Origin of the sequence: Giesbergeria sp. (assembly GCF_028686475.1) — a bacterium.
Lineage (GTDB): Bacteria > Pseudomonadota > Gammaproteobacteria > Burkholderiales > Burkholderiaceae_C > Simplicispira.
Window position 1 is genome coordinate 24168 of the sequence record NZ_JAQUCA010000023.1, and the last position, 24928, is coordinate 49095.

The 24928-nt window shown below is 58.1% G+C and carries 26 protein-coding genes and 1 tRNA gene; 22 read left to right on the forward strand and 5 right to left on the reverse strand.

The window, feature by feature from the left end; all coding sequences use genetic code 11:
• Genes paaH through PHX60_RS13235 form a run of 11 tightly spaced genes read left to right on the forward strand, consistent with a single transcriptional unit; the run spans window position 1 to window position 10397 of the window.
• Entirely contained in the window at window positions 1–1533 is a 1533-nt protein-coding gene (paaH, locus tag PHX60_RS13185) for a 3-hydroxyacyl-CoA dehydrogenase PaaH (RefSeq protein WP_300078543.1), read from the forward strand.
• Window positions 1526–1990, forward strand: coding sequence for a hydroxyphenylacetyl-CoA thioesterase PaaI (paaI, locus tag PHX60_RS13190; protein WP_300078545.1), 465 nt, complete (start codon window positions 1526–1528; stop codon window positions 1988–1990). The genes paaH and paaI overlap by 8 nt, the downstream gene beginning before the upstream one ends.
• Before the next feature lie 59 nt (window positions 1991–2049).
• Window positions 2050–3375, forward strand: a complete 1326-nt coding sequence (gene paaK, locus PHX60_RS13195; RefSeq protein WP_300078547.1) for a phenylacetate--CoA ligase PaaK — start codon at window positions 2050–2052, stop codon at window positions 3373–3375.
• 11 nt (window positions 3376–3386) lie between these two features.
• Window positions 3387–4592 carry a 3-oxoadipyl-CoA thiolase gene (gene pcaF, locus PHX60_RS13200; RefSeq protein WP_300078548.1) on the forward strand — a complete coding sequence of 402 codons (1206 nt, stop codon included), beginning with the start codon at window positions 3387–3389 and terminating at the stop codon, window positions 4590–4592.
• Between the two features lie 39 nt (window positions 4593–4631).
• Entirely contained in the window at window positions 4632–5780 is a 1149-nt protein-coding gene (locus PHX60_RS13205; RefSeq protein ID WP_300078550.1) for an ABC transporter substrate-binding protein, read from the forward strand.
• A gap of 36 nt (window positions 5781–5816) precedes the next feature.
• Window positions 5817–6599, forward strand: a complete 783-nt coding sequence (locus PHX60_RS13210; RefSeq protein WP_300078552.1) for an enoyl-CoA hydratase/isomerase family protein — start codon at window positions 5817–5819, stop codon at window positions 6597–6599.
• Window positions 6600–6645: 46 nt separating this feature from the next.
• Complete coding sequence (gene paaA, locus PHX60_RS13215) at window positions 6646–7659, forward strand: 1,2-phenylacetyl-CoA epoxidase subunit PaaA (RefSeq protein ID WP_300078554.1); 1014 nt, start codon at window positions 6646–6648, stop codon at window positions 7657–7659.
• The gene (gene paaB / locus PHX60_RS13220; RefSeq protein WP_300078556.1) at window positions 7656–7952 is read left to right on the forward strand and encodes a 1,2-phenylacetyl-CoA epoxidase subunit PaaB; all 297 of its coding nucleotides are present in this window, start codon (window positions 7656–7658) and stop codon (window positions 7950–7952) included. The genes paaA and paaB overlap by 4 nt, the downstream gene beginning before the upstream one ends.
• A 2-nt stretch (window positions 7953–7954) precedes the next feature.
• On the forward strand, window positions 7955–8737 hold the full coding sequence (gene paaC, locus PHX60_RS13225; protein ID WP_300078558.1) for a 1,2-phenylacetyl-CoA epoxidase subunit PaaC: 783 nt from the start codon (window positions 7955–7957) through the stop codon (window positions 8735–8737).
• A 6-nt stretch (window positions 8738–8743) separates the two neighbouring features.
• Window positions 8744–9280, forward strand: a complete 537-nt coding sequence (paaD, locus tag PHX60_RS13230; RefSeq protein ID WP_300078560.1) for a 1,2-phenylacetyl-CoA epoxidase subunit PaaD — start codon at window positions 8744–8746, stop codon at window positions 9278–9280.
• Window positions 9281–9308: 28 nt separating this feature from the next.
• Window positions 9309–10397: a 2Fe-2S iron-sulfur cluster-binding protein gene (locus PHX60_RS13235; protein WP_300078562.1), complete on the forward strand. Its 1089-nt coding sequence runs from the start codon at window positions 9309–9311 to the stop codon at window positions 10395–10397.
• Between the two features lie 80 nt (window positions 10398–10477).
• Here the strand turns inward: PHX60_RS13235 and PHX60_RS13240 are convergent, their stop codons facing one another.
• On the reverse strand, window positions 10478–10834 hold the full coding sequence (locus PHX60_RS13240; RefSeq protein ID WP_300078564.1) for a PepSY domain-containing protein: 357 nt from the start codon (window positions 10832–10834) through the stop codon (window positions 10478–10480).
• 192 nt (window positions 10835–11026) lie between these two features.
• Here PHX60_RS13240 and PHX60_RS13245 point away from each other — a divergent pair, with 192 nt between their 5' ends.
• The gene (locus PHX60_RS13245) at window positions 11027–12322 is read left to right on the forward strand and encodes a tryptophan--tRNA ligase (RefSeq protein WP_300078566.1); all 1296 of its coding nucleotides are present in this window, start codon (window positions 11027–11029) and stop codon (window positions 12320–12322) included.
• A gap of 6 nt (window positions 12323–12328) precedes the next feature.
• On the opposite strand, the gene PHX60_RS13250 is transcribed toward PHX60_RS13245, so the two are convergent.
• From PHX60_RS13250 to mutM, 4 genes are read right to left on the reverse strand one after another with little or no spacing between them, the layout of a single operon-like run.
• Entirely contained in the window at window positions 12329–13693 is a 1365-nt protein-coding gene (locus PHX60_RS13250) for a glycosyltransferase (RefSeq protein WP_300078568.1), read from the reverse strand.
• A 21-nt stretch (window positions 13694–13714) separates the two neighbouring features.
• Window positions 13715–14752 (reverse strand): A/G-specific adenine glycosylase, encoded by a 1038-nt coding sequence (mutY, locus tag PHX60_RS13255; protein ID WP_300078570.1) that lies wholly within the window; start codon window positions 14750–14752, stop codon window positions 13715–13717.
• Window positions 14749–16722, reverse strand: coding sequence for a dynamin family protein (locus PHX60_RS13260; RefSeq protein ID WP_300078573.1), 1974 nt, complete (start codon window positions 16720–16722; stop codon window positions 14749–14751). The genes mutY and PHX60_RS13260 overlap by 4 nt, the downstream gene beginning before the upstream one ends.
• A gap of 50 nt (window positions 16723–16772) precedes the next feature.
• Entirely contained in the window at window positions 16773–17588 is an 816-nt protein-coding gene (gene mutM, locus PHX60_RS13265; protein WP_300078597.1) for a bifunctional DNA-formamidopyrimidine glycosylase/DNA-(apurinic or apyrimidinic site) lyase, read from the reverse strand.
• A 133-nt stretch (window positions 17589–17721) separates the two neighbouring features.
• On the opposite strand from mutM, the gene PHX60_RS13270 reads away from it, so the two are divergent.
• From PHX60_RS13270 to PHX60_RS13315, 10 genes are all read left to right on the forward strand, one after another.
• Window positions 17722–19416, forward strand: a complete 1695-nt coding sequence (locus PHX60_RS13270) for a tetratricopeptide repeat protein (protein WP_300078574.1) — start codon at window positions 17722–17724, stop codon at window positions 19414–19416.
• Entirely contained in the window at window positions 19416–19943 is a 528-nt protein-coding gene (locus PHX60_RS13275) for an outer membrane lipoprotein LolB (protein WP_300078576.1), read from the forward strand. Before PHX60_RS13270 ends, PHX60_RS13275 begins: the two co-directional genes overlap by 1 nt.
• A gap of 11 nt (window positions 19944–19954) precedes the next feature.
• Window positions 19955–20812, forward strand: a complete 858-nt coding sequence (gene ispE / locus PHX60_RS13280) for a 4-(cytidine 5'-diphospho)-2-C-methyl-D-erythritol kinase (RefSeq protein WP_300078578.1) — start codon at window positions 19955–19957, stop codon at window positions 20810–20812.
• Window positions 20813–20849: 37 nt separating this feature from the next.
• Window positions 20850–20926, forward strand: a tRNA-Gln gene (locus PHX60_RS13285).
• 50 nt (window positions 20927–20976) lie between these two features.
• Window positions 20977–21948: a ribose-phosphate pyrophosphokinase gene (locus PHX60_RS13290; RefSeq protein WP_300078580.1), complete on the forward strand. Its 972-nt coding sequence runs from the start codon at window positions 20977–20979 to the stop codon at window positions 21946–21948.
• A gap of 96 nt (window positions 21949–22044) precedes the next feature.
• Window positions 22045–22671 carry a 50S ribosomal protein L25/general stress protein Ctc gene (locus tag PHX60_RS13295; protein ID WP_300078582.1) on the forward strand — a complete coding sequence of 209 codons (627 nt, stop codon included), beginning with the start codon at window positions 22045–22047 and terminating at the stop codon, window positions 22669–22671.
• Between the two features lie 680 nt (window positions 22672–23351).
• Window positions 23352–23675, forward strand: a complete 324-nt coding sequence (locus PHX60_RS13300) for a type II toxin-antitoxin system RelE/ParE family toxin (protein WP_300078584.1) — start codon at window positions 23352–23354, stop codon at window positions 23673–23675.
• Complete coding sequence (locus PHX60_RS13305) at window positions 23668–23994, forward strand: addiction module antidote protein (RefSeq protein ID WP_300078587.1); 327 nt, start codon at window positions 23668–23670, stop codon at window positions 23992–23994. The genes PHX60_RS13300 and PHX60_RS13305 overlap by 8 nt, the downstream gene beginning before the upstream one ends.
• A gap of 96 nt (window positions 23995–24090) precedes the next feature.
• Window positions 24091–24576 carry a hypothetical protein gene (locus tag PHX60_RS13310; protein WP_300078589.1) on the forward strand — a complete coding sequence of 162 codons (486 nt, stop codon included), beginning with the start codon at window positions 24091–24093 and terminating at the stop codon, window positions 24574–24576.
• Entirely contained in the window at window positions 24577–24837 is a 261-nt protein-coding gene (locus PHX60_RS13315; protein ID WP_300078591.1) for a hypothetical protein, read from the forward strand.
• Window positions 24838–24928: the final 91 nt, after the last annotated feature.

Genomic DNA, 24928 nt, shown 5'->3' on the forward strand with positions numbered 1-24928 from the left:
ATGGCCGTGAATGCACTTCCCCTGTCCGCTGTGGTAGCGGTGATTGGCACCGGCGCAATGGGTGCGGGCATTGCCCAAGTGGCTGCTGTTGCTGGCCACCCGGTGCGCTTGTTAGACAACCGCCCCGGTGCGGCGCAACAAGCCGTCGAGGGTATCCGCGCCCAACTGAACAAGCTGGCCGACAAAGGCAAGATGACAGCCGATGCAGCCCGCGCTGCTGGTGAGCGCCTCCAAGCAGTGGAGAGCGTAGCCCAATTGGCCGATGCTGGTTTGGTGGTCGAGGCGATTGTCGAAAACCTCGAAGTCAAGCGCGCCCTGTTCCGTGATTTGGAAGCCGTGGTGGGTGCACATTGCATTTTTGGTACCAACACCTCGTCTATTTCTGTCACCGCCATTGGCGCTGGTTTGCAAAATGCCGGTCGTTTGGCTGGGCTGCACTTCTTCAATCCAGCCCCGTTGATGGCGCTGGTCGAGGTAGTGTCCGGCTTGGCTACCGAGCCTGCGGTGGCCGAGACGCTGTTTGCCACCGCCGCCGCGTGGGGCAAAACGCCAGTACATGCCAAATCAACCCCCGGCTTCATCGTGAACCGGGTGGCGCGTCCGTTCTACGCCGAAGGTTTGCGTCTGGTACACGAGGGTGCCGCTGATTGCGCCACCATCGATGCCGTGGTGCGTGAGGCCGGTGGTTTCCGCATGGGGCCATTTGAACTGATGGACATGATTGGCCACGATGTCAACTTTGCCGTTACCCGTTCGGTCTGGAATGCTTTCTTTAACGACCAGCGTTTCTTGCCCTCGCTGATTCAGCAAGAGTTGGTCGATGCGGGTTTCTTGGGGCGCAAAACAGGCCGGGGTTTTTACAGCTATGCCGCTGGCGCTGAACGCCCCGCCGCACAAACCGCTGCTGCTTGCACCGCACCAGCGCAAATCACGGTGTATGGCAACACGGCGCTGGCGCAAGCCTTGGCCAGCCGCTTGCAAGCTGCTGGGCTTGCCTTCAGCCAAGCTGCCGAGGCTGCCGATGGCCGCGTGGCCGAAGCTGCCGAGGCGGTGTTGTACCAAACCGATGGCCGCACTGCCACCCAGCGCGCCCAAGCCAGCGGCGTTGCCAACACCGTGTTGGTCGATTTGGCCTTGGACTATGGCAAAGCCACCCGCTTGGCCGTGGCCGTAGCCCGCCAAACCTCCAGCGTGGCACGCGATGCCGCAGTCGGTTTGCTGCAAGCCGCTGGTTGGGCGGTGTCGCAGTTCAACGATGTGCCCGGTTTGGCGGTGATGCGTACCGTGGCCATGTTGGCCAACGAGGCCGCCGATGCCGTCAACCAAGGCGTGTGCGATGTGCGCGGTGCCGATGCCGCCATGCGCTTGGGTGTCAATTACCCCTGCGGCCCGTTGGCTTGGGCCGATGCGGTGGGCGTGGCACAAATCCATGCCGTCCTGAAGAATTTAGGCCAGTTCTACGGTGAAGACCGCTACCGCGTCTCGCCGCTGATTCAGCAAGCCGTTTATGCCGGAAGCACCCTCCATGTCTGAAGTTGATACCTCTGCCTTGACCCCCCAAGAATTGGCTACGGCCGCCAGCGATGCCATGTGGCAGCGCGATGCTACCGCCCAAGCCTTGGGCATGGAGCGTCTCTCGGTCACGCCGGGCCAAGCTACCCTGCGTATGGCGGTGCGCCCCGATATGGTCAATGGCCACCACATTTGCCACGGTGGGATGATTTTTGCGCTGGCCGATACCGCCTTTGCCTATTCCTGCAATAGCTACAACCTCAACACCGTGGCCTCGGCCTGCCATATTGATTTTCTCTCGCCAGCGCGTGAGGGTGATGTGCTTGAAGCCGTGGCCGTAGAGCGCTCCGCTGCCGGTCGCACCGGCGTTTATGACGTCACCGTGAGCGTCGTAGGTGGAAAAACCGTAGCGCTGTTCCGTGGCAAGAGTTACCGTATCAAAGGCGAAGTGACTGCCAGCTTTGCCACACAAGATTGAGCGCCAGCGCCATCTTGCAGCCCCTTTTGTAAAAAATTCTGGATGAAAGAGACCAATCCATGACCGTCAAGCAACCCGCTCCAGGTGATTTGGAACCCATCGAAACCGCCAGCCGTGATGAAATCTCTGCGCTGCAACTCGAACGCCTGAAATGGTCGGTGCGCCACACCTACGACAACGTGGCCCCTTACCGTGAAAAGTGCCTGGCCAAGGGCGTACACCCCGATGACCTGAAGACGCTGGCCGATTTGGCCAAGTTCCCCTTCATGACCAAGTTGGACTTGCGCGACCACTACCCGTTTGGCCTGTTTGCCGTGCCGCGCCAAAAAATTGCTCGTCTGCACGCCTCCAGCGGCACCACTGGCAAATCCATTGTGGTGGGTTACACCCGGCAAGATGCCGACAACTGGGCCGACTTGGCTGCCCGCTCTTTGCGTGCTGCCGGTGTACGCCCCGGTGATATGGTGCAGAACTCCTATGGCTACGGTATGTTTACCGGCGGTTTGGGCGCCCACTTTGGTATTGAACGCTTGGGTTGCACCGCCGTGCCTATGTCTGGTGGCCAAACCGAAAAGCAAGTCCAGCAAATCATGGACTTCAAGCCCGATGCCATCATGGTTACGCCCTCGTACTCGCTGGTGATTGCCGAAGAGTTTGAACGCCAAGGCATCAAGCCCGAAGAAATCTCGCTCAAAGTGGGTATTTTTGGTGCCGAGCCTTGGGGCGAAGGGATGCGCGCCGAAATTGAGAAAAAACTCGGCATTGACGCTATCGACATCTACGGCCTGACCGAAGTGATGGGGCCGGGCGTGGCCTGCGAGTGCATCGAGACCAAAGACGGCCCGGTGATTTGGGAAGACCATTTCTACCCCGAAATCATCAACCCCGACACCGGCGAAGTGTTGCCCGATGGTGAACTGGGCGAACTGGTGTTTACCTCGCTGACCAAAGAAGCCTTCCCCGTTATCCGCTACCGCACGCGCGATTTGACCCGCCTGTTGCCACCCACAGCGCGTTCGTTCCGCCGTATGGGCAAGATTACCGGTCGTTCGGACGACATGCTGATTGTGCGCGGTGTCAACGTTTTCCCCACCCAAGTGGAAGAGCAAATCCTGCGTGACAACCGTTTGTCGGGCAACTACCAAATCCACCTGAGCCGCGACGGCCACTTGGACAACGTAGAAATCCGCTGCGAACTGCAACAAAGCCTGAGCGGCCAACTCAGCCCAGCTGACATCCAACAGGTCGCCAAAGAGCTGCAACACCATATCAAGACCATCGTTGGCATCTCGACCAAGGTGAACGTGTTTGAGGCCAATGCCTTGCCGCGCACCCTGACCGGCAAAGCCCGCCGTGTGTTCGACGAGCGTCCTAAGCAAGCCTGAGGAGAAACTGCATGACCCAAGCCTTTATTTGCGACGCTATCCGCACCCCCATTGGCCGTTACGGTGGCGCACTGTCTTCGGTGCGTGCCGATGATTTGGGCGCTGTTCCGCTCAAGGCGCTGATGGAGCGCAACCCCCAAGTGGACTGGCCCGCTGTGGATGACATCATCTACGGCTGTGCCAACCAAGCCGGTGAAGACAACCGCAACGTGGCGCGCATGTCTGGCCTGTTGGCTGGCCTGCCGGTGCAAGTGCCCGGCACCACCGTCAACCGCCTGTGCGGCTCTGGTATGGATGCCATTGGTTTGGCTGCCCGCTCTATCAAGGCCGGTGAAGCCAGTTTGATGGTTGCTGGTGGCGTGGAAAGCATGAGCCGCGCCCCCTTCGTCATGCCCAAGGCCGATAGCGCTTTCAGCCGTAGCAACGTGGTCTATGACACCACCATCGGCTGGCGCTTTCCCAATCCCTTGATGAAGAAGCTCTACGACACCCACTCGATGCCGCAAACGGCCGACAACGTGGCCGCAGAGTTCCAAATTGGCCGTGCCGACCAAGATGCCTTTGCCTTGCGTTCACAACAACGTTGGGGCGCTGCCAACGCCGCTGGTCGTTTTGCCGATGAGTTGGTGTCCGTCACCATCCCGCGCAAAAAGGGCGACCCGCTGGTCGTGACCACCGACGAGCATCCGCGCCCCGAAACCACGCTAGAGATGCTGGCCAAGCTCAAAGGTGTGAACGGCCCCGATTTGAGCGTGACTGCTGGCAATGCCTCGGGTGTGAACGATGGCGCTTGCGCCCTGCTGTTGGCCTCCGAAGATGCGGCAAAGCGTTATGGCTTGACCCCACGCGCCCGTGTGGTCGGCATGGCGACGGCGGGCCTGGCTCCGCGCATCATGGGCTTTGGCCCGGCTCCGGCAGTCCGCAAAGTGCTGGCACAAACCGGCCTGACGCTGGCGCAAATGGACGTAATTGAGCTGAATGAAGCTTTTGCCGCCCAAGCCTTGGCGGTGTTGCGTGATTTGGGCTTGCCCGACGATGCCGCCCACGTCAACCCCAACGGCGGCGCGATTGCAATGGGCCACCCGCTGGGTATGAGTGGCGCCCGTTTGGTCACCACCGCCAGTTACGAACTCGCCCGCCGGGGTGGCCGCTACGCACTTTGCACCATGTGCATTGGCGTGGGCCAAGGTATTGCAATGGTTATCGAGCGCGTTTGAGCGTTATAAACAAAAGCTTATTCACTAGGAGACAAAGTAATGAAATTTCAACTCAAGCAAATCGCCATCGGCGCTACGCTGGCTCTGGGTGCTTTGATGGCACAGGCGGCTGACCCGATCAAAATCGGTGCCGTGCTGTCCGTTACCGGCCCCGCGGCCTTCTTGGGTGACCCTGAGCTGAAAACCCTGCAAATGTACGTCGAAGACCTGAACAAAAAGGGCGGCGTGTTGGGGCGTCAGTTGGAACTGGTGCATTACGACGATGGCAGCGATGCCAACAAGGCCAACGGCTTCACCAAGCGCCTGATTGACAACGACAAGGTCGATGTCGTGATTGGCGGCACCACCACCGGTGCCACCATGTCGATGGTGCCGCTGGTCATGAAGGCCGAAGTGCCCTTTATCTCCTTGGCTGGTGCCGTGGTGATTACGGAGCCGGTCAAGAAATGGGTGTTCAAGACCCCCCACACCGACCGCATGGCTGCTGAAAAAGTGTTTGAAGACATGAAAAAGCGCAACCTGACCAAGGTAGCGCTGCTGTCGGAAACTTCCGGTTTTGGCCAGTCGGGCAAAAAAGAAACCGAAGCTGTGGCCGCTAAATACGGCATTACTTTGGTGGCCAACGAAACCTACGGCCCCAAAGACACCGACATGAGTCCCCAGCTGACCAAAATCAAGAACACAGCCGGTGTGCAAGCTGTGTTTGTGTTTGGTTTGGGCCAAGGGCCAGCTATCGTGACCAAGAACTACAAGCAGTTGGGTGTGAACCTGCCGCTGTACCAATCGCACGGTGTGGCCTCGGACGAGTTCCTGAAGCTGGCTGGCCCAGCAGCTGAAGGTGTGCGCCTGCCCTCGCCAGCCCAGTTGATTCCGGAGCAACTGCCCGCCAGCGACCCCCAAAAGCCCGTGGTAGCGGCTTACGACTTGGCCTACAAAACGCGCTACAAGTCTGACGTATCCACCTTTGGCGGTTACGCCTACGACGCTTTGATGCTGACGGTAGATGCCATGAAGCGTGCCAATGGCACCGACAAGGCCAAGGTGCGCGATGCCCTCGAAGCCACCAAAGGCTTTGTGGCCACCAGCGGCACCTTCAATATGTCGGCCACCGACCACATGGGCCTGAACCTGACCGCCTTCCGCCTGTTGGAAGTCAAGGATGGCAAATGGAGCCTGTTGCAGCAATAAACCCCTGAAAAATTTTGACCACGAGCCACCTTCACCATGTACCAAACCCTGAGCATTGAGCGCCAAGACCGCGTCGCCACCATCTGGATGGACCGTCCCGATGTGTTCAACGCCTTTGACGAACAACTGATTACCGACTTGGGCGCGGCCTGCGCCGAACTGGATGCCGATGCCTCGGTGCGCGTGGTGGTGTTGGCTGGCCGTGGCAAGCATTTTTCAGCCGGTGCCGATTTGAACTGGATGAAGCGCGCATCGGCCTTCACCGAGGAAGAAAACCGCGCCGATGCGCGCAAGTTTGCCCACATGTTGCGCGCCTTGTCGGGCATGTCCAAGCCCACCGTAGCCCGCGTACAAGGGGCTGCTTTGGGCGGCGGCACCGGCTTGGCCGCCGCTTGCGATATGGCCGTGGCCAGCAGTGATGCCAGCTTTGCCACCTCCGAAGTCAAGTTCGGCATCATCCCGGCGGTGATTAGCCCCTATGTGCTGCGCGCCATTGGGCCGCGCCATGCACTGCGCTACTTCCAAAGTGGCGAGCGCTTCTCGGCCCAGCGCGCCTTGGCGATGGGCTTGGTAACCGAAGTATGCGAGCGCGAGCAGTTGGATACCACCATCGCCGCCCTGATTGAGCCGCTGATTGTGGGCGCACCACTGGCCCAAAAAGCCGCCAAAGATTTGATTGCTGCCGTCGCTGGCCACCCGATTGACGATGCCGTCAGCGAAGAAACCGCCCAGCGCATTGCCCGCCAGCGTGCCACCAGCGAAGCCAAAGACGGCATCAGCGCTTTTTTAGAAAAGCGCACGCCCGCTTGGTTGCTCTGATTTTTTCCCCACCGTATTGGCCTCAACCTTCAAGGAGTTAATCGCCATGTACACGCAATCGTTCAGTGTGCCGGATGAGCCCGGCCAAAAACACATCAAAGCTGTGGCACCTGCCGAGCCAGCAGAATTGATGGCCAAATTTGATGCGCGCATCGATTCCGATGGCCGCATCGAGCCGCAAGACTGGATGCCCGATGCCTACCGCAAAACGCTGGTACGCCAAATCAGCCAGCACGCCCACAGCGAAATCGTGGGGATGCTGCCCGAAGGCAACTGGATTAGCCGCGCCCCCAGCTTGAAGCGCAAAGCCATTTTGATTGCCAAGGTGCAAGACGAAGGCGGTCACGGCCAGTACCTGTACAGCGCTGCCGAAACCTTGGGCGTGAGCCGCGCCGATTTGCTGGATGCCCTGCATTCGGGCAAGGCCAAATACAGCTCCATCTTCAACTACCCCACGCTCAATTGGGCCGACGTAGGCACGATTGGCTGGCTGGTCGATGGCGCTGCCATCATGAACCAAGTGCCGCTGTGCCGCTGCTCTTATGGCCCTTACTCGCGCGCCATGATTCGCGTGTGCAAGGAAGAATCGTTCCACCAACGCCAAGGCTACGAAGCCCTGCTGGTGATGATGAAGGGCACCGACGAGCAAAAAGCGATGGTGCAAGATGCCGTCAACCGTTACTGGTGGAAGTGCTTGGCCATGTTTGGCCCGCCCGATGCCGACAGCCCGCACAGCGCGCAAGCCATGCGTTGGGGTATCAAGCGTGTCTCTAACGATGACCTGCGCCAAAAATTTATCGATGCCACTGTGCCTCAGGCCAAGGTATTGGGTGTCACCCTGCCCGACCCCGACCTGAAGTGGAATGAAGAACGTGGTCACTACGACTACGGCCAAATCGATTGGGACGAATTCTGGAACACGGTCAACGGCAACGGCCCGTGCAACAAAGAGCGTCTCTCGACCCGCGTGAAAGCGCACAACGACGGCCAATGGGTGCGCGATGCCGCCCTGGCCCACGCCCGTAAACAGCAACAACGCGCAATGAAGGAAGCAGCATGAGCACCCCCGCACTGAAAGATTGGCCCCTGTGGGAAGTTTTTGTTCGCAGCAAGCAAGGCTTGGACCACAAGCACTGCGGTAGCCTGCACGCCTCGGACCCTCAGCACGCGCTGCAAATGGCACGCGACATGTACACCCGCCGCCAAGAAGGCGTGAGCATCTGGGTGATTCCTTCGGCCCAAATCACAGCCAGCAACCCCGACGACAAGGGCGAGCTGTTTGACCCAGCGGCTGACAAAATCTACCGCCACCCGACCTTCTACGAAATTCCCGAAGAAGTGGGGCACATGTAATCATGAGCGCAACCGCCAACTACCTGTTGCACTTGGCCGATAACGCCGTAGTGCTGGGCCAGCGCAACGCCGAATGGTGCGGCCACGGCCCCGTGATTGAGGAAGACATTGCGCTGGCCAACGTCAGCTTGGACTTGATTGGCCAAGCGCGCTTGCTCTACCAGCAGGCCGCGAAAGAACTGGGTGGTGATGCCACCGAGGACAAGCTGGCCTACTTCCGCAATGAACCCGATTTCCGCAACTACACCCTGCTGGAACTGCCGCACCACAGCGCCTTGGTGGGTTACGCCAAGACCGATATGGACTATGGCACCACCATCGTGCGTAACTTCCTCTACAGCGCCTTGATGGTGCTGGTCTGGGAAGCCTTGCAGCAGTCCAAAGACGAGCAATTGGCCGCGATTGCTGCCAAATCGCTCAAAGAGGTGCGCTACCACCTGCGCCACTCGCGCGACTGGCTGATTCGTTTGGGCGATGGCACCGACGAATCGCACGCCCGCGTGCAAGCCGCATTGGACCACCTGATGCCCTACACCCAAGAGTTCTGGATTGACAGCAGCATCGAAAGCGCTGCCGTCGCCGCCGGTGTGGGCGTCCATGTGGCCAGCTTGCGCGCACAATGGGATGCTTTGGTCGATGATGCTTTGGCCCAAGCCACCCTCAAGCGTTCTTCCGCCGATGGCTACGTCACCCAAGGTAAGAACGGCCTACACTCTGAGCATCTGGGCTTCTTGCTCACCGAGATGCAAAGTTTGGCCCGCGCCCATCCTAACGCTACCTGGTAAAACACCATGAACACCGTTGTCACCCCCGCCGATGCCATACAGGCAGCTTGGGCTGCCCTAGAAACCTTGGCCGACCCGGAAATTCCGGTAGTGTCGCTGCGTGAACTGGGCATCCTGCGCGATGTGCGTCAGGGTGCCGACGGGCTGGAGGTGGTTATCACCCCCACTTACAGCGGCTGCCCCGCGATGGGCCAGATTGAAGACGATGTGAATGCCACCCTGCAAGCTGCTGGCTTGCAGGCCAAGGTCGTCACACAATTGGCCCCCGCTTGGACCACCGACTGGATGACCGAGATTGCCAAAGAAAAGCTGCGCGCCTATGGCATTGCACCGCCGGGCCACAGCTGCACCCCAGGGCGCGAAGCGGGCGAGAGCGTGTTGCGTTTTGTGCGCGGAGCGGCTGAGTCCGCCCCCGCTGTGCCCTGCCCCCATTGTGGTTCTAGCCACACCGTAGAGTCTTCGCATTTTGGCTCTACCGCTTGCAAAGCGCTGTACAAATGCCTAGATTGCCAAGAACCGTTTGATTATTTCAAACCGTATTAACACCTTATCACCACCCGGAAACGCCAGCATGTCTGCCCCCCATTTCCATGAACTCAAGGTCAAGCGCGTCAGCCCGGAAGCGGCTGGTGCGGTGGCCATCACCTTTGACATCCCGGCCAATCTGCGCGAGGCTTTTGCGTTCGAGCCAGGCCAATTTTTAACCTTGCGCGCCACCATCAACGGCCAAGATGTGCGCCGCAACTACTCTATCAGCAGCCCGCGTAGCCGCCTGACGCAAAAGGGCGAGATTGAAGTCGGTATCCGTGCGGTAGAAAACGGCCTGTTTTCCAACTGGGCTACCACGGCTATCAAGGCAGGCGATAGCCTCAACGTCATGACCCCCGATGGTCGCTTTGTGGTCAAGAAGCAGCGCGCCATCCACCGCGTCGGTTTTGCTGGTGGTTCGGGCATTACCCCGATTTTGTCGATTGCCGCCACCACGCTAGAAGAGCAACCCGAGTCCAAGTTCACCTTGGTCTATGGCAACCGCAACATGGCCACCGTCATGTTCAACGAAGCGCTGCAAGACCTGAAAGACCGCTTTGCTGGTCGCTTCACCATGATTCACATCTTGTCGAGCCAAGCGCAAGAAGTGGACTTGCTGCAAGGCTTGATTGATGGCGATAAAGTGCGCGCCCTGATTGCCGCGTTCTTGCCCGTCAAGAGCATGGACGAAGTGTTCATTTGCGGCCCCGAGCCGATGATGGATGCGGTGGAAAAAACCCTGGTCGAGTCCGGTGTGCCTGCCAACCGCGTCTACAGCGAGCGCTTCAGCGCTGGTGCCCCTGCCGGTGCCCAAGTGGTGAGCATTGATGCGCCCAAAGCCTCGGCTGCGCGCACGGTGCAACTGACGATTGTGGTGGACGGCACCGAACACCACATGACGATGGCCTCGACCGAGCGCGTGTTGGATGTAGGCTTAGATGCCGGGCTGGATTTGTCGTTCTCGTGCAAAGCCGGTGTCTGCTGCACCTGCCGCGCCAAGGTGCTGTGTGGCTCCGTCACGATGGACAAAAACTACACCCTAGAGGCCGACGAAATCGCCCAAGGCTTTGTTTTGAGCTGCCAAGCCCGCCCCACCAGCGAGCAAGTCACCATCAGCTTTGACGAGCGTTAAGCCGGTTTTGCGACCTCAGGGCGTTTGCGCCACCTCAAAAAAGCCCAAAAAGCCGACCTCGTGTCGGTTTTTTGCCCTTCTCAAGGCTTGACCGGCGTTGGTGCTGGCACCCGCGTGGTGCGTACCGTCTCGCCGGTGATGGGGTGCAGGTAGCTTTCGACCACCGTGCCTTGGGCATCGACGGCATAAAACTCGTGGCAATTACCGCTAGAGACTTTGTATTTCACCAGCACATAATCTTGCGCCCGAAAACGCTCGCGCGCTTGCGCTTCGGATGTCCATTGCGCGCGTGGGGCGTTGGTACAAAACACTTTTTCTTTCGGGGCGCTGGCTTGGGCCGGCATGGCCGCCAGCAGCGTGCCAGCGCATAACAGCGCAGCCCAAGCCTTGCCGCGCAAGTTCAGAAAAGACCAAACAGGAGAAGAATGCTGTGTCATGCCAGCTAATGTAGGCCAGATAGATGAATAGTGCCTTAAATTGAGTGGAAGTCTAGGCCGTGGTACGCTTGCCGCCAAGGCATCAACCGGTGGCAAAGATAGACGTGACAGGTACGCCACCACAGCGCCGAAGGCTGTGCTTTCTGCGCTTTACCGCCCCGGCATCGGTGCCGAGGTTTCACGCGCAAACGGATGAGCAGCACGCGCTTTTTGACAGGCATTACCACCACCGGCACGCCCCATTTGGGCAATTTTGTCGGTTCAATCCGCCCAGCAGTGGCGGCCAGCCATCGCCCCGGTGTCGAGAGTTTTTACTTTCTGGCCGATTACCACGCCCTTATCAAATGTGAGGACCCGCAGCGCATCCAGCGCTCTACGCTGGAAATTGCCGCCAGTTGGTTGGCGGCGGGCCTGAACCCGGAGCAGGTGACGTTTTACCGCCAGTCGGATATTCCTGAAATCCCCGAGCTGACTTGGTTGCTTACCTGCGTCACGGGCAAGGGCCTGCTCAACCGTGCCCATGCCTACAAAGCCGCTCAAGACAAAAATGCCGCCGTTGGGCGCGAGCAAGACGATGGTGTCACGGCCGGTTTGTTCATGTACCCGGTGTTGATGGGGGCCGACATTCTGATGTTCAAGGCCAACAAGGTGCCGGTGGGGCGCGACCAAATCCAGCACATCGAAATGGCGCGCGACATGGCCAGCAGTTTCAACCACCTGTATGGCGAGCATTTTGTGCTGCCCGAAGCGGTAGTCGATGACAACGTTGCCACTTTGCCCGGCTTGGATGGGCGCAAAATGAGCAAAAGCTACGACAACACGATTCCGCTGTTTTCGTCGCGCGCGCAGTTGCAAAAACTGATTGGTGGCCTGCTGACCGATTCGCGCCTGCCGGGCGAACCGAAGGAAGTAGAAGGTTCGGCCTTGTTCCAAATCTACCAAGCCTTTGCCACCGAGGCCGAGACCGCCGCACTGCGCCAAGCCTATGCCGATGGCATTGCCTGGGGCGATGCGAAAAAACTGCTGCTAGAGCGCGTGGACCAAGTGATTGCCCCGATGCGGGCCGAGTATGAAACATTGATTGCAGACCCTGCACGCATGGAGCGCACCTTGCTGGCCGGAGCCGAGCGCGCCCGCGCGCTGGCTACGCCCTTTATCCGTGAACTGCGCCACGCCGTGGGCCTGCGTAGCTTGGTGCAAGTCGCCAGCGCTGCACCCACCAAGGCAGCCAAAGTGGCCAAGCCTGCGTTTAAGCAATACCGCGACACCGAAGGGCAGTTTTACTTCAAACTGCTGGCGGCTGATGGCCGTTTGTTGTTGCAAAGCACCGGCTTTGCCGCGCCCAAAGAGGCTGGCCAAACCATTGCACGCTTGCAACAGCAGGGTGAAGCCGCATTAGCCGATGTAGCAGCCCAACTGGCCCCAGTGGAGGGCATTACGGTCCAAGACGTGGCAGCGGCTTTGCAAGCCTTGCGCGCCGACGATTGAGCCAGTTCAGGGCGTTGCGTCTTGGAGCAGGGCGCGCAACTCTGCCAAGGCTTGGCGCAAGCTGGCCGGAAGCAGTGCAGGTGGCGCAGGTGGTGTTGTTGCGGGTGTTGCCGTCTCAGTGGCCCCAGCAGCCAGCGTTTGCACCCATTGCAGTTGTTGCGGCAACGTGACTTGGTGCAGGTCGGCATGGGTTTGCACCCATTGCCGCGCCTGTGCGCCCAAGCGCTGGCGCTGTGCGCTATTGGCCAGCAAGTCGGCCACCGTGTGTGCCAAAGCAGCGCTATCAAAAAAATCTAGCAATAAACCGTTATGGCCGTGTTGTAGCACTTCGCGCACGGGTGCGGTGTCGCTGCCGACGATGGCGCAACCGACGCTCATGGCCTCTAGCAAGCTGCGGCCCAGCACAAATGGATAACTCCAATAGACATGCACGCTCGACAGCTGCAACAGGCCGACCAAGCTGGCATGGGGCACCCGCCCAACAAAACGCACCCGCGCCCAATCCTCTGGGGCTAGGCGCGGTTGTAACGCTTGCACCAGCAACTCGCGCCAGCTTTGGCCGTTGTCGGGGCGCGGGCCATAACCGCCATCGCTGCCCCCAGCGATGAGGATGTGCGCTTGGGGGCGCAAGCGCAACAATTGCGGCAGGCAGCGCATAAAAATATGAAAGCCCCGGCAAGGCTCCAGCGTGCGGCTGGCAAAGGTGACGACTTCTTGGGCGCGGCTTAACACCAAGCGCTCATTGAGTGTCAGGCTGATGTCGGGCTTGGGGGCCAGGGCTTGGGTGTCGATGCCGTCCCGAATCACGCTGATGTGCTGTTGTGGCGACAAGGCCGCGCTAAAGCTATCGGCTTGCCATTGCGTCGGGCTGAAGGCGGCATCCATTTCTTGCCAATGCAGCCAGTGCGGTAGGTTTTTTAGGCGCAAGGCTGCACCCGTCAGGGGGCCGGGGGCCGGAAACTCGGGGTCAAAACCGGCAGCGATGCTCTCGGGGCGGTAAAACAGCTCGGCATACAGGCCCAGCTTGGCCTGTGGCCAGATTTCTTTCAAAAACAGGCTGTCACCCCAAGCCGGGTGCGCGATGATGACATCGGGCGCAAAGCCCTGTGCCTGTAATTGCAGCGCGGCTTGGCAAGCGGCTTCGGCGCGCAGGGTTTGGCGCTCCAGGTCTTGCAACCACGGGTGCAATGGGGTGGCTGCTGTGCGTGGCGTGGGGCAAGCTACCAAAGTTACGCCCTGCCACGAAGTGGCCACAGGCTCGGGCTGGGCTGCCACCAAGGCCAGTACGGTATGGGCGGCATCGGCGGCTAAATGGGCGGCTAATGCCGCAAACGGCCCCGGAAAATAGGGGTGAACGAACAGTATCTTCATCAACCGGGGCTGTGGGTGTGTTTAAGCATCCACCGTCAATAATTTGCGAATCGGGGCGGGCAGGCCCAAGTGGGGCCATTGTTCCGCGCTAAACCAGTTGCCACTCGCAGTGTCAAGGGCTTCGGTGTTTGCCAGTGTGGCCCGCACCGGGTGCAGGTGTAAATCGCGGTGCGTGAGTACATGCAAGAAGGCGGGCAGGTGTTCTACCGTGCGTGCTTGTGGTAACGCTGGGTGCTGTGCGACAGCAGCGGCGGACTCATGCACTGGCAAGCAATACAAGCCAGCCCAAATGCCTTGGTTGGGGCGCTGCTGCAAATACACCCGTCCTTGGGCATCTTGCAACCACAGCAACCACCACGATTGGGCTTGGCGCTGCAATTTGCGTGTTTTGACGGGGTAGTTTTCGGGCGCGCCTTGGGCCAAGGCCACGCATTCGCGGCTCAAGGGGCAGAGCAGGCAACTGGGTTTGCGTACTGAGCATACCGTGGCACCCAAATCCATCAGCCCTTGGGTATAGCGTGGCATGGCCATATCCAACTGCTGGGTCGGCAACAGGGTTTGGGCGGCATCCCACAATTGGCGCTCGTGCGCGGCCACGGCCAAATCGGCGGCAAAACCCAGTGCCCGCGTTAAAACGCGGCGCACATTGGCATCCAAAATCGGCACGCGCTCGGCAAAGCAAAAAGCTGCAATCGCTCCGGCAGTGGAGCGCCCTATGCCCGGTAACTCTGCCAACTGGGCCGCAGTGCGTGGAAACTGCCCCCCATGCTCTGCCAATACCACTTGGGCGCAGCGGTGTAAATTGCGCGCCCGACTGTAATAGCCCAAACCACTCCATAGCGCCAACACCTCGTCTTGCGAAGCGGCGGCCAAAGCGGCTACGTTGGGGAAACGGGCTAAAAAGCGCTCGTAGTAAGCCAGCACGGTGCTGACTTGGGTTTGCTGCAACATGATTTCGGACAACCAAACGCGGTACGGGTCGCGCGTTTGTTGCCAAGGCAGGTGCTGGCGGCCATGCTCGGCCTGCCAAGCCACTACCTTATCGGCCAAACTGCTCATGCAGGGGCCAGCGCGGTTGCGCTTTCTGCCGCTGCTGCCTCAGTGGCAGCACCCGACAGTGCCAGCAATTGCTGGGTGTGTGCTTGCAAGCGTTGCTCTAATTGGGCCAAGGTGGCCTCGCTTTCTTCGATTTCGGTGATGCGCTCGACCAAGCCACTGGCGGCCGATTGGATGCGGTCCACGGCCTCGATGCGGCGGGTAAAACTGCGCCGCCGCTCGCGCAGTTGGGCATCTAATTGGGCGGTAGCGGTTTTGCTCCACAGCTCTAAATCATTGGCTGCCGATTCAAACACCGCGCGCACGCGCATGAACAGCGCCCGGCCCAAGCGTTCGGCAAAATCAGGGTTGGCCAATTTGAGGGCATTGCCCAAACTCAGGTATTGCAGGTGGCTTTCTTGGATACGCGATAAATCGGTGGCAAACTGCTCCATGCGCGGTGCTGGCGGTACTTGCAGCGAGAAGCCAAACTCGGAATTGAGCTGGCTGAAGGTGCCCCCTAACATGGCTTGGATTTCGGTGGCGGCAGCTTGGGCGGCGTCTAAGGTGGCGCACAGGTGTTCAAAGGTTTGCGCGTATTGCTTGCGTACCCCCAGCTTCAGGCCCTTTTGCTGCAAGGCATCGACCAAAGCACGCATCTGCTCTTTCAATGCTTTGGCCCCCAATTGCTGAAACACATCTTGTAACAATTTCAGGTGTACGGTACGCACTGCCTGTATTTTGGCCGCGCTGAAATTGAACTCGGTTTGCTCTTGTTCAATCCGGCTCCGCATCGACTCAATCACCGAGGCATTTTTGCCACGCAAACTGCGTAGCTCTAGCATTTGGTCATCTAAATCACGGCGGCGGATGTTGAACACGCGGCCCATTTCGGTGTTCAGATTGGCCACTCCAGCCGCCACTGCCGCACGCAAAATGGTTTGCCGTTGCCCCATGATGCCGTGGGCCAAGGCGGCCTCTAGGGTGGGCAAGCCGCTGGCTTGCAGCAAGGCATCATCGTTGGTAATTTTGGCCAACAAGCCTTTTTGTGCCGATACCGGCAACACTTGGCTGGTGGCCACGCCCAGCAATTGGGCCGAGGTAGCACATTGGCGCTGCAATTGCTCCCGCACCAGCTCTGGGGTGTTGAGGGCATCCCACAGGGTGTCAATCTTGTTCAGCACCACCAGCCGGGCATCGTTGCTGCCTTGCGGATTGGCCAGATGCTCGCGCCAAATCGCCAAATCGGAGCGCGTCACGCCGGTATCGGCCCCCAAAATAAACACCACCGCATGGGCCTGCGGAATTAAATTGACCGTCAGTTCTGGCTCGGCCCCGACGGCATTGAGGCCGGGGGTGTCCAAAATCACCAGCCCATCTTTGAGCAGCGGGTGCGGCATGTTGATGATGGCGTGGCGCCACATCGGCACTTCTACTTGGCCTTGGGCATCGGGGGCGGGGTTGTCTTCGGGCAGCTCGTCGTTCCAAAAGCCCAAGGCTTGGGCATCTTGTACCGATACCTTGCGTACTTGGGCCACTTTCTCGATGGCGGCTGCAATTTGGTCGGCGTTGTGGATGTCCAGCGGCAGCATGACCCAAGTGTCGCGCTTGAGCCGCCACTCGCTCAGGCTTAACGCTTGCAAACGGGTGTCAATCGGCAACAAGCGCAAAGTGGGCGGCTCGGTGCTATCGTAGCCAAGCTCGGTGGGGCACATGGTGGTGCGCCCCGGACTGGCTGGCATGATGCGTCGCCCATACTTGGCAAAAAAGATGGCGTTAATCAGCTCGGATTTACCGCGCGAAAACTCGGCCACAAAGGCCACCATGATTTTGTCGGAGCGTACTTGAGCCTCTAGCCGTTGTAGGCGCTCTTGCGCGGCGGCATCCATCAGCTCATGGGCGTTCATCCATTGCGCCAGCTGCTTCAACTGCTGGGCAAATGCACGCCGCCAGTGGCCATGCTGCTCAAACTGGTCGTTGAATGAAGATCCCACTTTATTCCTGGAGATTAAAAAGCTGTCTGCACCAGACAGCGGCAAAAAATTTAGCCATGTTGGCAACTAGGACAGTAATAACTGCTGCGCTGCCCTTGGCGCACCATGCACACCGGGGTAGCGCAAGTATGACAGGGCTGGCCCGCGCGTCCGTAAACTTGGGCCTGTTGTTGAAAATGGCCGCTTTGGCCATCGGCATTGCTAAAGTTACGCAAGGTGCTGCCGCCGGTTTCTAGTGCTTGGTTGAGTACTTGCACAATGGCACTGTGCAGGCGTTGCACCCGTTGCGGGCTGACATCGCATGCGGCCACCGTGGGCAAAATACCGGCCAAAAACAGGGCCTCGCTGGCATAAATGTTACCGACACCCACCACGACTTTACCCGCCAGCAACACTTGTTTGATGTCACTGCGGCTGTTTTTTAGCCCTTGTTGGAATGCTGCCACGCTGAAATCTTCTGACAGCGGCTCTAGCCCCCAATGGCCCAGCAGTTTGCGTGCTATCGGGTCTTGCTCATCGCGGGCATAGACCACAGCCCCAAAACGGCGCGGGTCGTGCAGGCGCAATATACCTTGCGTGGTGTGCAAATCAAAATGGTCATGCACGCCGGGCGGTGGCAAGCTGGCCGCAAAGCGCAAGCTACCCGACATGCCCAAGTGCAGCAGCAACAAGCCACGGTCTAAATCTATCAGCAGGTATTTGCCGCGTCGGCGCACCGCCAACACCTGTTGGCCGACCAAATTTTCGGGCGCACAACCCAAAGGCCAACGCAAAGGCTTGCCCAAGCGGGCCGCCACAATGTGCGCTTGGGCAATAGCCGACGCAAAGCTGCGCCGCGTAACTTCTACCTCTGGCAATTCAGGCATCTCGAACCACTTGTAAGCAATGTTGGAGCTTCGATTATTATGGTTCATGGCCTCCTGTATCCATCGTTTTTTATTTTCTGCACTTGTTGCTGCTTTTACTAGCTCCGCCCAGCTGGCGTTGGCTGGCCCGGCGGTGCCCAAATCGCCTTCGGCGAGCGCACAGCAGCGCCAAGCGCTGCAAGAGCTGCGACGGCCAATGCTGGATGCAGAAACTTTTTACGAAATTTTATTGGGCGAAATGACCACCCGCAGTGGCGACCCCGCCACCGGCTTTGCCCTGATGCTAGAGGCGGCACGCAACAGCGAGGACGAAAAACTCTACCAACGCGCGGCCAATATTGCACTGCAAGCGCGCTCGGGCGAGTCGGCCTTGATTGCCGCACGCGCTTGGCAACAAGCCTGGCCCGAATCGGTCGAGGCCAACCGCTACGTGCTGCAAATTTTGGTGGCCCTCAACCGGGTGCGTGATTCCATCCCGGCCCTGACACAAGAATTGGCCAACACCCCCGCCGCCAGCCAAGCCAGTGCCTTGCTGGCGCTGCCCACTCTGTACCGGCGCATCCCTGATAAGCCCTTGCTACTGGGTTTGGTAGAGCCGGTGCTGGCACCGTATTTGGCGCAGGAGCATACCGCCGTGGCAGCATGGGCCGCCTTAGGCCGCCTGCGCTTGCAAGCCGAAGACCTGTCTGGCGCAGTGCAAGCCGTGCAACAAGCCCAAAAACTGGCCCCAGACGATGAGGCTACCGCCCTGCTGGCGCTGGAATTGTTAGAGCGCGGCGAGCTGGCTGCTGGCGCGCTGGTGGATGTTTATTTTGCCCAGCCCCAAGCCAGCGCTCCGCTGCGCTTGGCCTATACGCGCTGGCTATTGGCCACCCAGCGCCATGCCGATGCCCAAGCGCAATTGAACACCCTGACCAGCCAAACCCCAGACCAATCCGAGGCTTGGTTTTTGTTGGCGGCAGTAGCATTGCAAAACAACCAATTGCCCGAGGCCGAAGCAGCGCTAGAAAAATTCATGGCCCTGACGGCCAGCACCGAAGCTGCCGACAACAAGCTTAACAAAAGCCTGACCCAAGCCTATCTGCTGCACGCCCAAATCGCCGAAAAACGCGGCCAGTACCACCAAGCCGATGCGTGGCTCAACCGAATTCAGCACCCCGAAGACCGCTTTATCGCCCAAACCCAACGCGCGGCCTTGTTGGCGCGCCAAGGCAAATTGCCCCAAGCCCGCGCTTTGCTGCGCCAACTGCCCACGCAAAACGCGCAAGAAGAGCAGCTCAAGCTGCAAGCCGAAGTCCAATTGCTGCGCGATGCCAAACAATACGCCCCGGCCTACGAAATCCAAGCCCAACTGGCCGCGCTAGACCCGGACAACAACGAACTCCTCTACGACCACGCCATGCTGGCCGACAAACTGGGGCGTTTGGACGAAATGGAGCGCCTGCTGCGCCAAATTATCGAGCGCCAGCCCGATTTTCAGCACGCTTACAACGCCTTGGGCTACTCCTTGGCCGACCGGGGCCTGCGCCTCAAAGAAGCCAAAGCCCTGATAGAAACCGCCCTCAGTCATGCCCCCAATGACCCCTTCATCATCGACAGCTTGGGCTGGGTGCATTTTCGGCTAGGCGAACACACCGAAGCCCTGCGCCTACTCGAATCGGCCTTTGCCCGCCGCCCCGATGCCGAAATTGCCGCCCATTTGGGCGAAGTGCTTTGGACGATGAAGCAACCCGAGCGCGCCCGTGCCATCTGGCAACAGGGCTTGCGCCTGCAAGGCGATAACGAAACCCTGCTCAAAACCCTGCGCCGCTTTGGCGTGCGCCCCTGATGGCAGCGCTGGCGGCTTTCTCTGCGGTGTGGCCGCGTCGGCTGTTGTGCTGCGGCGCAGTGGCTACGGCGCTGGTTTTGTCCGGCTGCGCCCAGCCCCCCAGCCCCCCCGCCTTGCCCGATGCCGCACTACACACCGTTTGGCATGGCCGTTTGGCGGTGCAAGTGCAAGACCAGCCTTCGCGCTCCTTCATTGCCGCCTTCGACTTGCAAGGCAACGCCCACAGCGGCAGCTTGCAACTGAGCAGCCCCTTGGGCAGCACGCTGGCGCAACTGCATTGGAATCCCCAAGGGGCGCAACTCAACACCGGCGAGCGCACCGAACAAGCCGACTCTATCGAGGCACTGCTAGAACGCGGCACCGGTGCCGCCATTCCGGTCACGGCACTGTTTGATTGGCTCTCGGGCTTGCCCACGCCGGTAGAAGGTTGGAGTACCGATTTGAGCGCCATCGCCCAAGGCCGCCTCAATGCCACACGCTGGCACCCCGAGCCACAAACCTCCTTGCGTATCACTTTTGAGCGCTAAATTCTCAGTCCATGCAAGCCCTGTACGATGTTCCGGCCCCGGCCAAACTCAACCTGTTTTTGCACATCACAGGCCGCCGCGCCGATGGCTACCACCTGTTGCAGTCGGCGTTTATGCTGATAGATTGGTGCGACACCCTGCATTTTGAGCTGCGCCCCGATGGCCACATCAGTCGCGAAGACCTGAACACCCCGCTGCCACAAGATGATTTAATTGTGCGTGCGGCCAAAGCCCTGCAAAGGGCCACCGGCTGCCCTTTGGGTGCCCACATCGGCATCCACAAAAGCATTCCGGCCCAAGCGGGCATGGGCGGTGGCTCCTCCGATGCCGCCAGCACCTTGCTGGCCCTCAACCAACTGTGGCAACTTCACTTGGACCGTGCCAGCCTAAGCCGCATTGGCTTGCAACTGGGTGCCGACGTGCCCTTCTTTTTGTGCGGCCACGGTGCAGCGTGGGTAGAGGGTATCGGTGAACACATCACCCCACTGACTGGCGCACAGGCCCTGCCTGCGGCCCAGTTTGCCGTAGTCAAGCCAGCCGCTGGGTTGGAAACCCCGGCCATCTTTGCCTCTGCGCTGTTGCAGCGTGACACCGCTCCCGTCAGTATTGAGCAGTTTTGTACCGCGCCCTACCAGTTTGGGCGCAACGATTTGCAGCCCGTGGCCGAACAACTCTGCCCTGACGTGAAAAAAGTCGTTGATTGGTTGGAGGAGCAGCAATTACATGCTATAATGACGGGGTCGGGTAGTGCTGTATTTGCGCGGCTATCACATACCCAGCCTCTGGCCAGCCACCCTAGCGCTTGGCAAAGCAAAAAATGTGAAAATCTGATGACTCATCCTGTTGGCAGTTGGGTTTCAGGTATATAATTTAAGGCTTGCTGAATAACGTTCAGTAAACCTGTGTAGGGGAGTCGCCAAGCTGGTTAAGGCACCGGATTTTGATTCCGGCATGCGAAGGTTCGAATCCTTCTTCCCCTGCCAAATTCGCCTCAATGCAGGCAACAAACTTCAGCTCAATTGCTGGGTCGCTCATGCAAGCCAATCCTCTCGATTTCATGGTTTTCACTGGCAATGCCAATCCTGGTATGGCCGCTGACATCGCCAAGCACCTTGGCACCACTTTGGGGGCCGCTGATGTCAGTCGCTTCTCCGATGGTGAAGTCACCGTAGAAATCAAAGAAAACGTTCGTGCCCGTGATGTGTTCGTGGTGCAATCCACCTGCGCGCCCACGAATGAAAACCTCATGGAACTGCTGATTATGGTCGATGCGCTCAAACGCGCCTCAGCCGAACGTATCAGCGCCGTCATTCCTTATTTTGGTTACGCCCGCCAAGACCGCCGTCCGCGTTCTACCCGCGTGCCGATTTCGGCCAAAGTAGTGGCCAATCTGTTGCAAACCGTGGGCGTGGCCCGTGTGCTCACGATGGATTTGCACGCCGACCAAATTCAAGGCTTCTTCGACATTCCGGTCGATAACATCTATGCCTCGCCCATTTTGCTGGGTGATTTGCGCCAAAAGCAATACGAAAACCTGATTGTGGTCTCGCCCGATGTGGGCGGCGTAGTGCGCGCCCGTGCTTTGGCCAAACAATTGGGCTGTGACTTGGCCATTATTGACAAGCGCCGTCCCAAGGCCAATGTGTCCGAAGTCATGCACGTGATTGGCGAAATCGAAGGCCGTAACTGCGTCATCATGGACGACATGATTGACACCGCTGGTACGCTGGTCAAAGCGGCCGAAGTGCTCAAAGCGCGCGGTGCCAAGAGTGTCTATGCCTACTGTACCCATCCCATTTTCTCTGGCCCCGCCATTGAACGCATCACGGGTTCGGCACTGGATGAAGTGGTCGTGACCAACACCATCCCCCTGAGCGCTGCCGCCAGCGCTTGCAGCAAAATCCGCCAGCTTTCCGTGGCACCGCTGATTGGCGAGACCATCCAGCGCATTGCCAACGGAGACTCGGTGATGAGTTTGTTCTCAGACCAGAACGACCAGTTCTGATTCTGGCAAAAAGCCTGGCCCTCTCCTGCATTGGCGAGGGCCTTTTTACAACCGAAGGTGACACTGGTCGCGGTGCGCCTTTCACGGAGAAATTTTATGAACATCGTCGCTTTTGAGCGCGCCATGCAAGGCACGGGTGCGAGCCGCCGTCTGCGTAATTCTGGCCGTACCCCCGGCATCATCTACGGTGGCGAAGCCCAGCCCCAAGCCATCGAAGTGGACCACAATGGTCTGTGGCACACCCTGAAGAAAGAAGCCTTCCACTCCAGCGTGCTGGACATGGACTTGGGCGGCCAAACTATCAAAGTGGTGCTGCGTAATGTGCAATACCACCCCTACAAGCAACAAGTGTTGCACATTGACTTCCAGCGCGTCGATGCCAAGACCAAGCTGCACCTGAAGGTGCCCGTCCATTATGTGGGTGCAGACGAATCGGCAGCTGTCAAGGTCGATCATTGCACCGTCAACATCGTGGTCAACGAACTCGATGTTACCTGTATGCCTTCGGACTTGCCCGAGTTCATCTCGGTTGATTTGAGCGAGCTGAAGAAGGGTGCCACCTTGCACCTGAAGGATGTCAAGTTCCCCCGTGGCGTGACACCTGTGACCCGTGGCAGCCAGAACAACCCCGCGCTGGTTTCTATGGTGGCCCCCGTCATCGTGGTGGACACACCCGTGGTGGCTGCTGCACCCGCCAAGGGCAAGGGCAAGGGCAAGAAGTAATTTTTGCTCTGTGGTGGCAGCACCTGCTGCCGCTGTCTTGTATAACGGCCCACCGCGTGTGGGCCGTTTGCTTTTTGGTCGTGTTGACATCCTCTCTGGGGTGAACCCCTCTTGGCCTAGAGACTTCCAGTTTTGGAACTCTGCGGCCAAATTGTCTGGGTTGCTCCCTTGGCTTTGTAACAGTTGGCGTAAGGCATGGGTAACGAACGTGGCCAACTGCTCTCCCCCCTTTGGCTGATGATGTGTGCGAACGCCTGAAGGGCTGCTTTAGCGGTGAACAGATGTGCGTTGGCAGGGGCGGAAATCATCTCAAACGTGCGGCGCGTCTCGTTGGAAATGGTTTTTTGTGGACGAGCGTGCTTGCGGCACGCGCGAACACTTCCCCCCGGAAGTCCGGTAACGTGGCGACCGACGTGATGCTGGTGTTTGGTAATCGGCATGGAGCTACCCTTCTGTCCTGCGTGTTACATCATTTTGATGATGCTTCAGTTTGGAATGTAGTGGGAATCTCTTATCCTACTACGCATCGTTGCGCTTTGGGGGCGGCTGGGTAGCCTCGTAGTTGGGTTGCGTGCAACCCGCCTTACCCCTCCGGGGGGAGCGGTTTTCGTTGTCTCTGATTTCTGTATATTTTGTGTACCATTGCTTGTGAATTTTCGCCTTAAAGCTAAAATTTAAACATGCACCAAATCATCCACTACCTCGATCAAACTGAGCGAGACCTGTACCAAGACTGGCTCAATGCTTTGCGTGATCGGGTGGCTAAGGTGGCAATCATCAAGCGTGTGGCCCGTATGGAAGTGGGCTTGTTTGGTGATTGCAAGCCGCTACGCGAAGGCGTTTGGGAACTCAGGGTCGATGTAGGAGCTGGGTATCGTGTGTACTATGCCCATGTCGGTAACACACTTATCCTACTCACGAGTGGCGGCGACAAAAAGTCGCAGAGCCGCGACATTGACCGTGCTATCAAGTTGTTAAAGGATTGGGAGAAGCGAAATGGCTAAAACATATCGAACCCACGAAGAGGCCACCGTCGAAATGTTCTGCAAAGATCCGGCATTGGCTGCCGATTACCTCAATGCAGTACTAGAAGACGGCGATGAGACTGACCTGATGTTGGCGCTACGTGCCCTAAGTAAGGCATTTGGCGGTGTGCAGGAGGTAGCGCGCCAGGCGGATGTTAATGCCCACACTTTGTACCGTACCCTTTCTGAGAAGGGGAATCCCGAACTCAAAACGTTGTCTGCTATTTTAAAAGCGATGGGTATGCGCTTGGCCATTCAGCCATTAAACATACATAGCCAGCGTCACGCACACGCCTAACAAAAACGGGAAAAATAACTTTCGTAGGTAGGGTTGCGCGCAACCCTATGTTTGGTTCATTTAAAATTTTGTCCGATTTACTGAATGGGTATATTCATGTTAAATATCAAAAAATCGCTAAAAAAAGCAAATCTGATTTTTACTTTTTTGGTTGTTCATGCCTGTGCCAGTAGTGCCTTTACAGCCCCAGCGCTTACAGGTATCATGTTGTCCACCACTGTCTGGAATGCAGCCACCGATACTACTAATACCACGGTTAAAGTCAGCCCACAGCCCGCTGTAGCAGCGCTGCCTGTCTGCACCGCCAACTCAACCAATTTATTGACAGTTGGCCCTGCGTCTGCTACAGAAGCGCAGTTTATCATTAATCCTGCTGCTGTCACAGAAAATACTACAGTGACTATTGTTTGTGGAGGAAAAATGGCATCTTTAGTGCTGCAGCCAGCAGTGCTTCCTGCCCAAATAAAAGACCTTTTTTATAGAACAAATTCTGATGGAAACATGAATATTTATTTCCAGTTGGCCCGCTCAACTAGCGAAATTATAGGGAAAACCAAGACCAGTTTTTGGGTGGCTGCCTAGGTGTCTGCTACTTTCTCTCCATTTTATTATGAGGATTCATGGTTCTTCTTAACTCCTGATGGATGGAGTACGTTAATTACATCGAGTCCACAATCAGTAGCCTATAAAATCAACCAAATTCCTGAAAAATTAACCTACTTCACAATTCCTACTGAAACACCAGAAGCTGATTTTAGATATCTTAATATAAAAATCGGTGGTGGTAAAATTTCAAATGTTTTCAATTTTTTTTTGTTTTTAAAATTATTAACTTCTAAATAAAAGATTTAAATTATACTTTCGTATAAAAAGATGAGTGACAAGGTTGTGAAATTCATCGGATTTAGAGAAAGACAAAGTTTTTCTAGTGTAG

Coding starts and splice junctions, on each gene's coding strand:
- PHX60_RS13235 (WP_300078562.1), top strand. CDS start 9,309: ATGTCTGCCCCCCATTTCCATGAACTCAAGGTCAAGCGCGTCAGCCCG.
- paaC (WP_300078558.1), top strand. CDS start 7,955: ATGAGCGCAACCGCCAACTACCTGTTGCACTTGGCCGATAACGCCGTA.
- ispE (WP_300078578.1), top strand. CDS start 19,955: ATGCAAGCCCTGTACGATGTTCCGGCCCCGGCCAAACTCAACCTGTTT.
- mutY (WP_300078570.1), bottom strand. CDS start 14,752: ATGAGCAGTTTGGCCGATAAGGTAGTGGCTTGGCAGGCCGAGCATGGC.
- paaD (WP_300078560.1), top strand. CDS start 8,744: ATGAACACCGTTGTCACCCCCGCCGATGCCATACAGGCAGCTTGGGCT.
- pcaF (WP_300078548.1), top strand. CDS start 3,387: ATGACCCAAGCCTTTATTTGCGACGCTATCCGCACCCCCATTGGCCGT.
- PHX60_RS13300 (WP_300078584.1), top strand. CDS start 23,352: ATGCACCAAATCATCCACTACCTCGATCAAACTGAGCGAGACCTGTAC.
- PHX60_RS13290 (WP_300078580.1), top strand. CDS start 20,977: ATGCAAGCCAATCCTCTCGATTTCATGGTTTTCACTGGCAATGCCAAT.
- PHX60_RS13205 (WP_300078550.1), top strand. CDS start 4,632: ATGAAATTTCAACTCAAGCAAATCGCCATCGGCGCTACGCTGGCTCTG.
- mutM (WP_300078597.1), bottom strand. CDS start 17,588: ATGCCTGAATTGCCAGAGGTAGAAGTTACGCGGCGCAGCTTTGCGTCG.
- paaA (WP_300078554.1), top strand. CDS start 6,646: ATGTACACGCAATCGTTCAGTGTGCCGGATGAGCCCGGCCAAAAACAC.
- PHX60_RS13310 (WP_300078589.1), top strand. CDS start 24,091: ATGTTAAATATCAAAAAATCGCTAAAAAAAGCAAATCTGATTTTTACT.
- PHX60_RS13275 (WP_300078576.1), top strand. CDS start 19,416: ATGGCAGCGCTGGCGGCTTTCTCTGCGGTGTGGCCGCGTCGGCTGTTG.
- paaK (WP_300078547.1), top strand. CDS start 2,050: ATGACCGTCAAGCAACCCGCTCCAGGTGATTTGGAACCCATCGAAACC.
- PHX60_RS13245 (WP_300078566.1), top strand. CDS start 11,027: ATGAGCAGCACGCGCTTTTTGACAGGCATTACCACCACCGGCACGCCC.
- PHX60_RS13240 (WP_300078564.1), bottom strand. CDS start 10,834: ATGACACAGCATTCTTCTCCTGTTTGGTCTTTTCTGAACTTGCGCGGC.
- paaH (WP_300078543.1), top strand. CDS start 1: ATGGCCGTGAATGCACTTCCCCTGTCCGCTGTGGTAGCGGTGATTGGC.
- paaB (WP_300078556.1), top strand. CDS start 7,656: ATGAGCACCCCCGCACTGAAAGATTGGCCCCTGTGGGAAGTTTTTGTT.
- PHX60_RS13250 (WP_300078568.1), bottom strand. CDS start 13,693: ATGAAGATACTGTTCGTTCACCCCTATTTTCCGGGGCCGTTTGCGGCA.
- PHX60_RS13210 (WP_300078552.1), top strand. CDS start 5,817: ATGTACCAAACCCTGAGCATTGAGCGCCAAGACCGCGTCGCCACCATC.
- PHX60_RS13295 (WP_300078582.1), top strand. CDS start 22,045: ATGAACATCGTCGCTTTTGAGCGCGCCATGCAAGGCACGGGTGCGAGC.
- PHX60_RS13305 (WP_300078587.1), top strand. CDS start 23,668: ATGGCTAAAACATATCGAACCCACGAAGAGGCCACCGTCGAAATGTTC.
- paaI (WP_300078545.1), top strand. CDS start 1,526: ATGTCTGAAGTTGATACCTCTGCCTTGACCCCCCAAGAATTGGCTACG.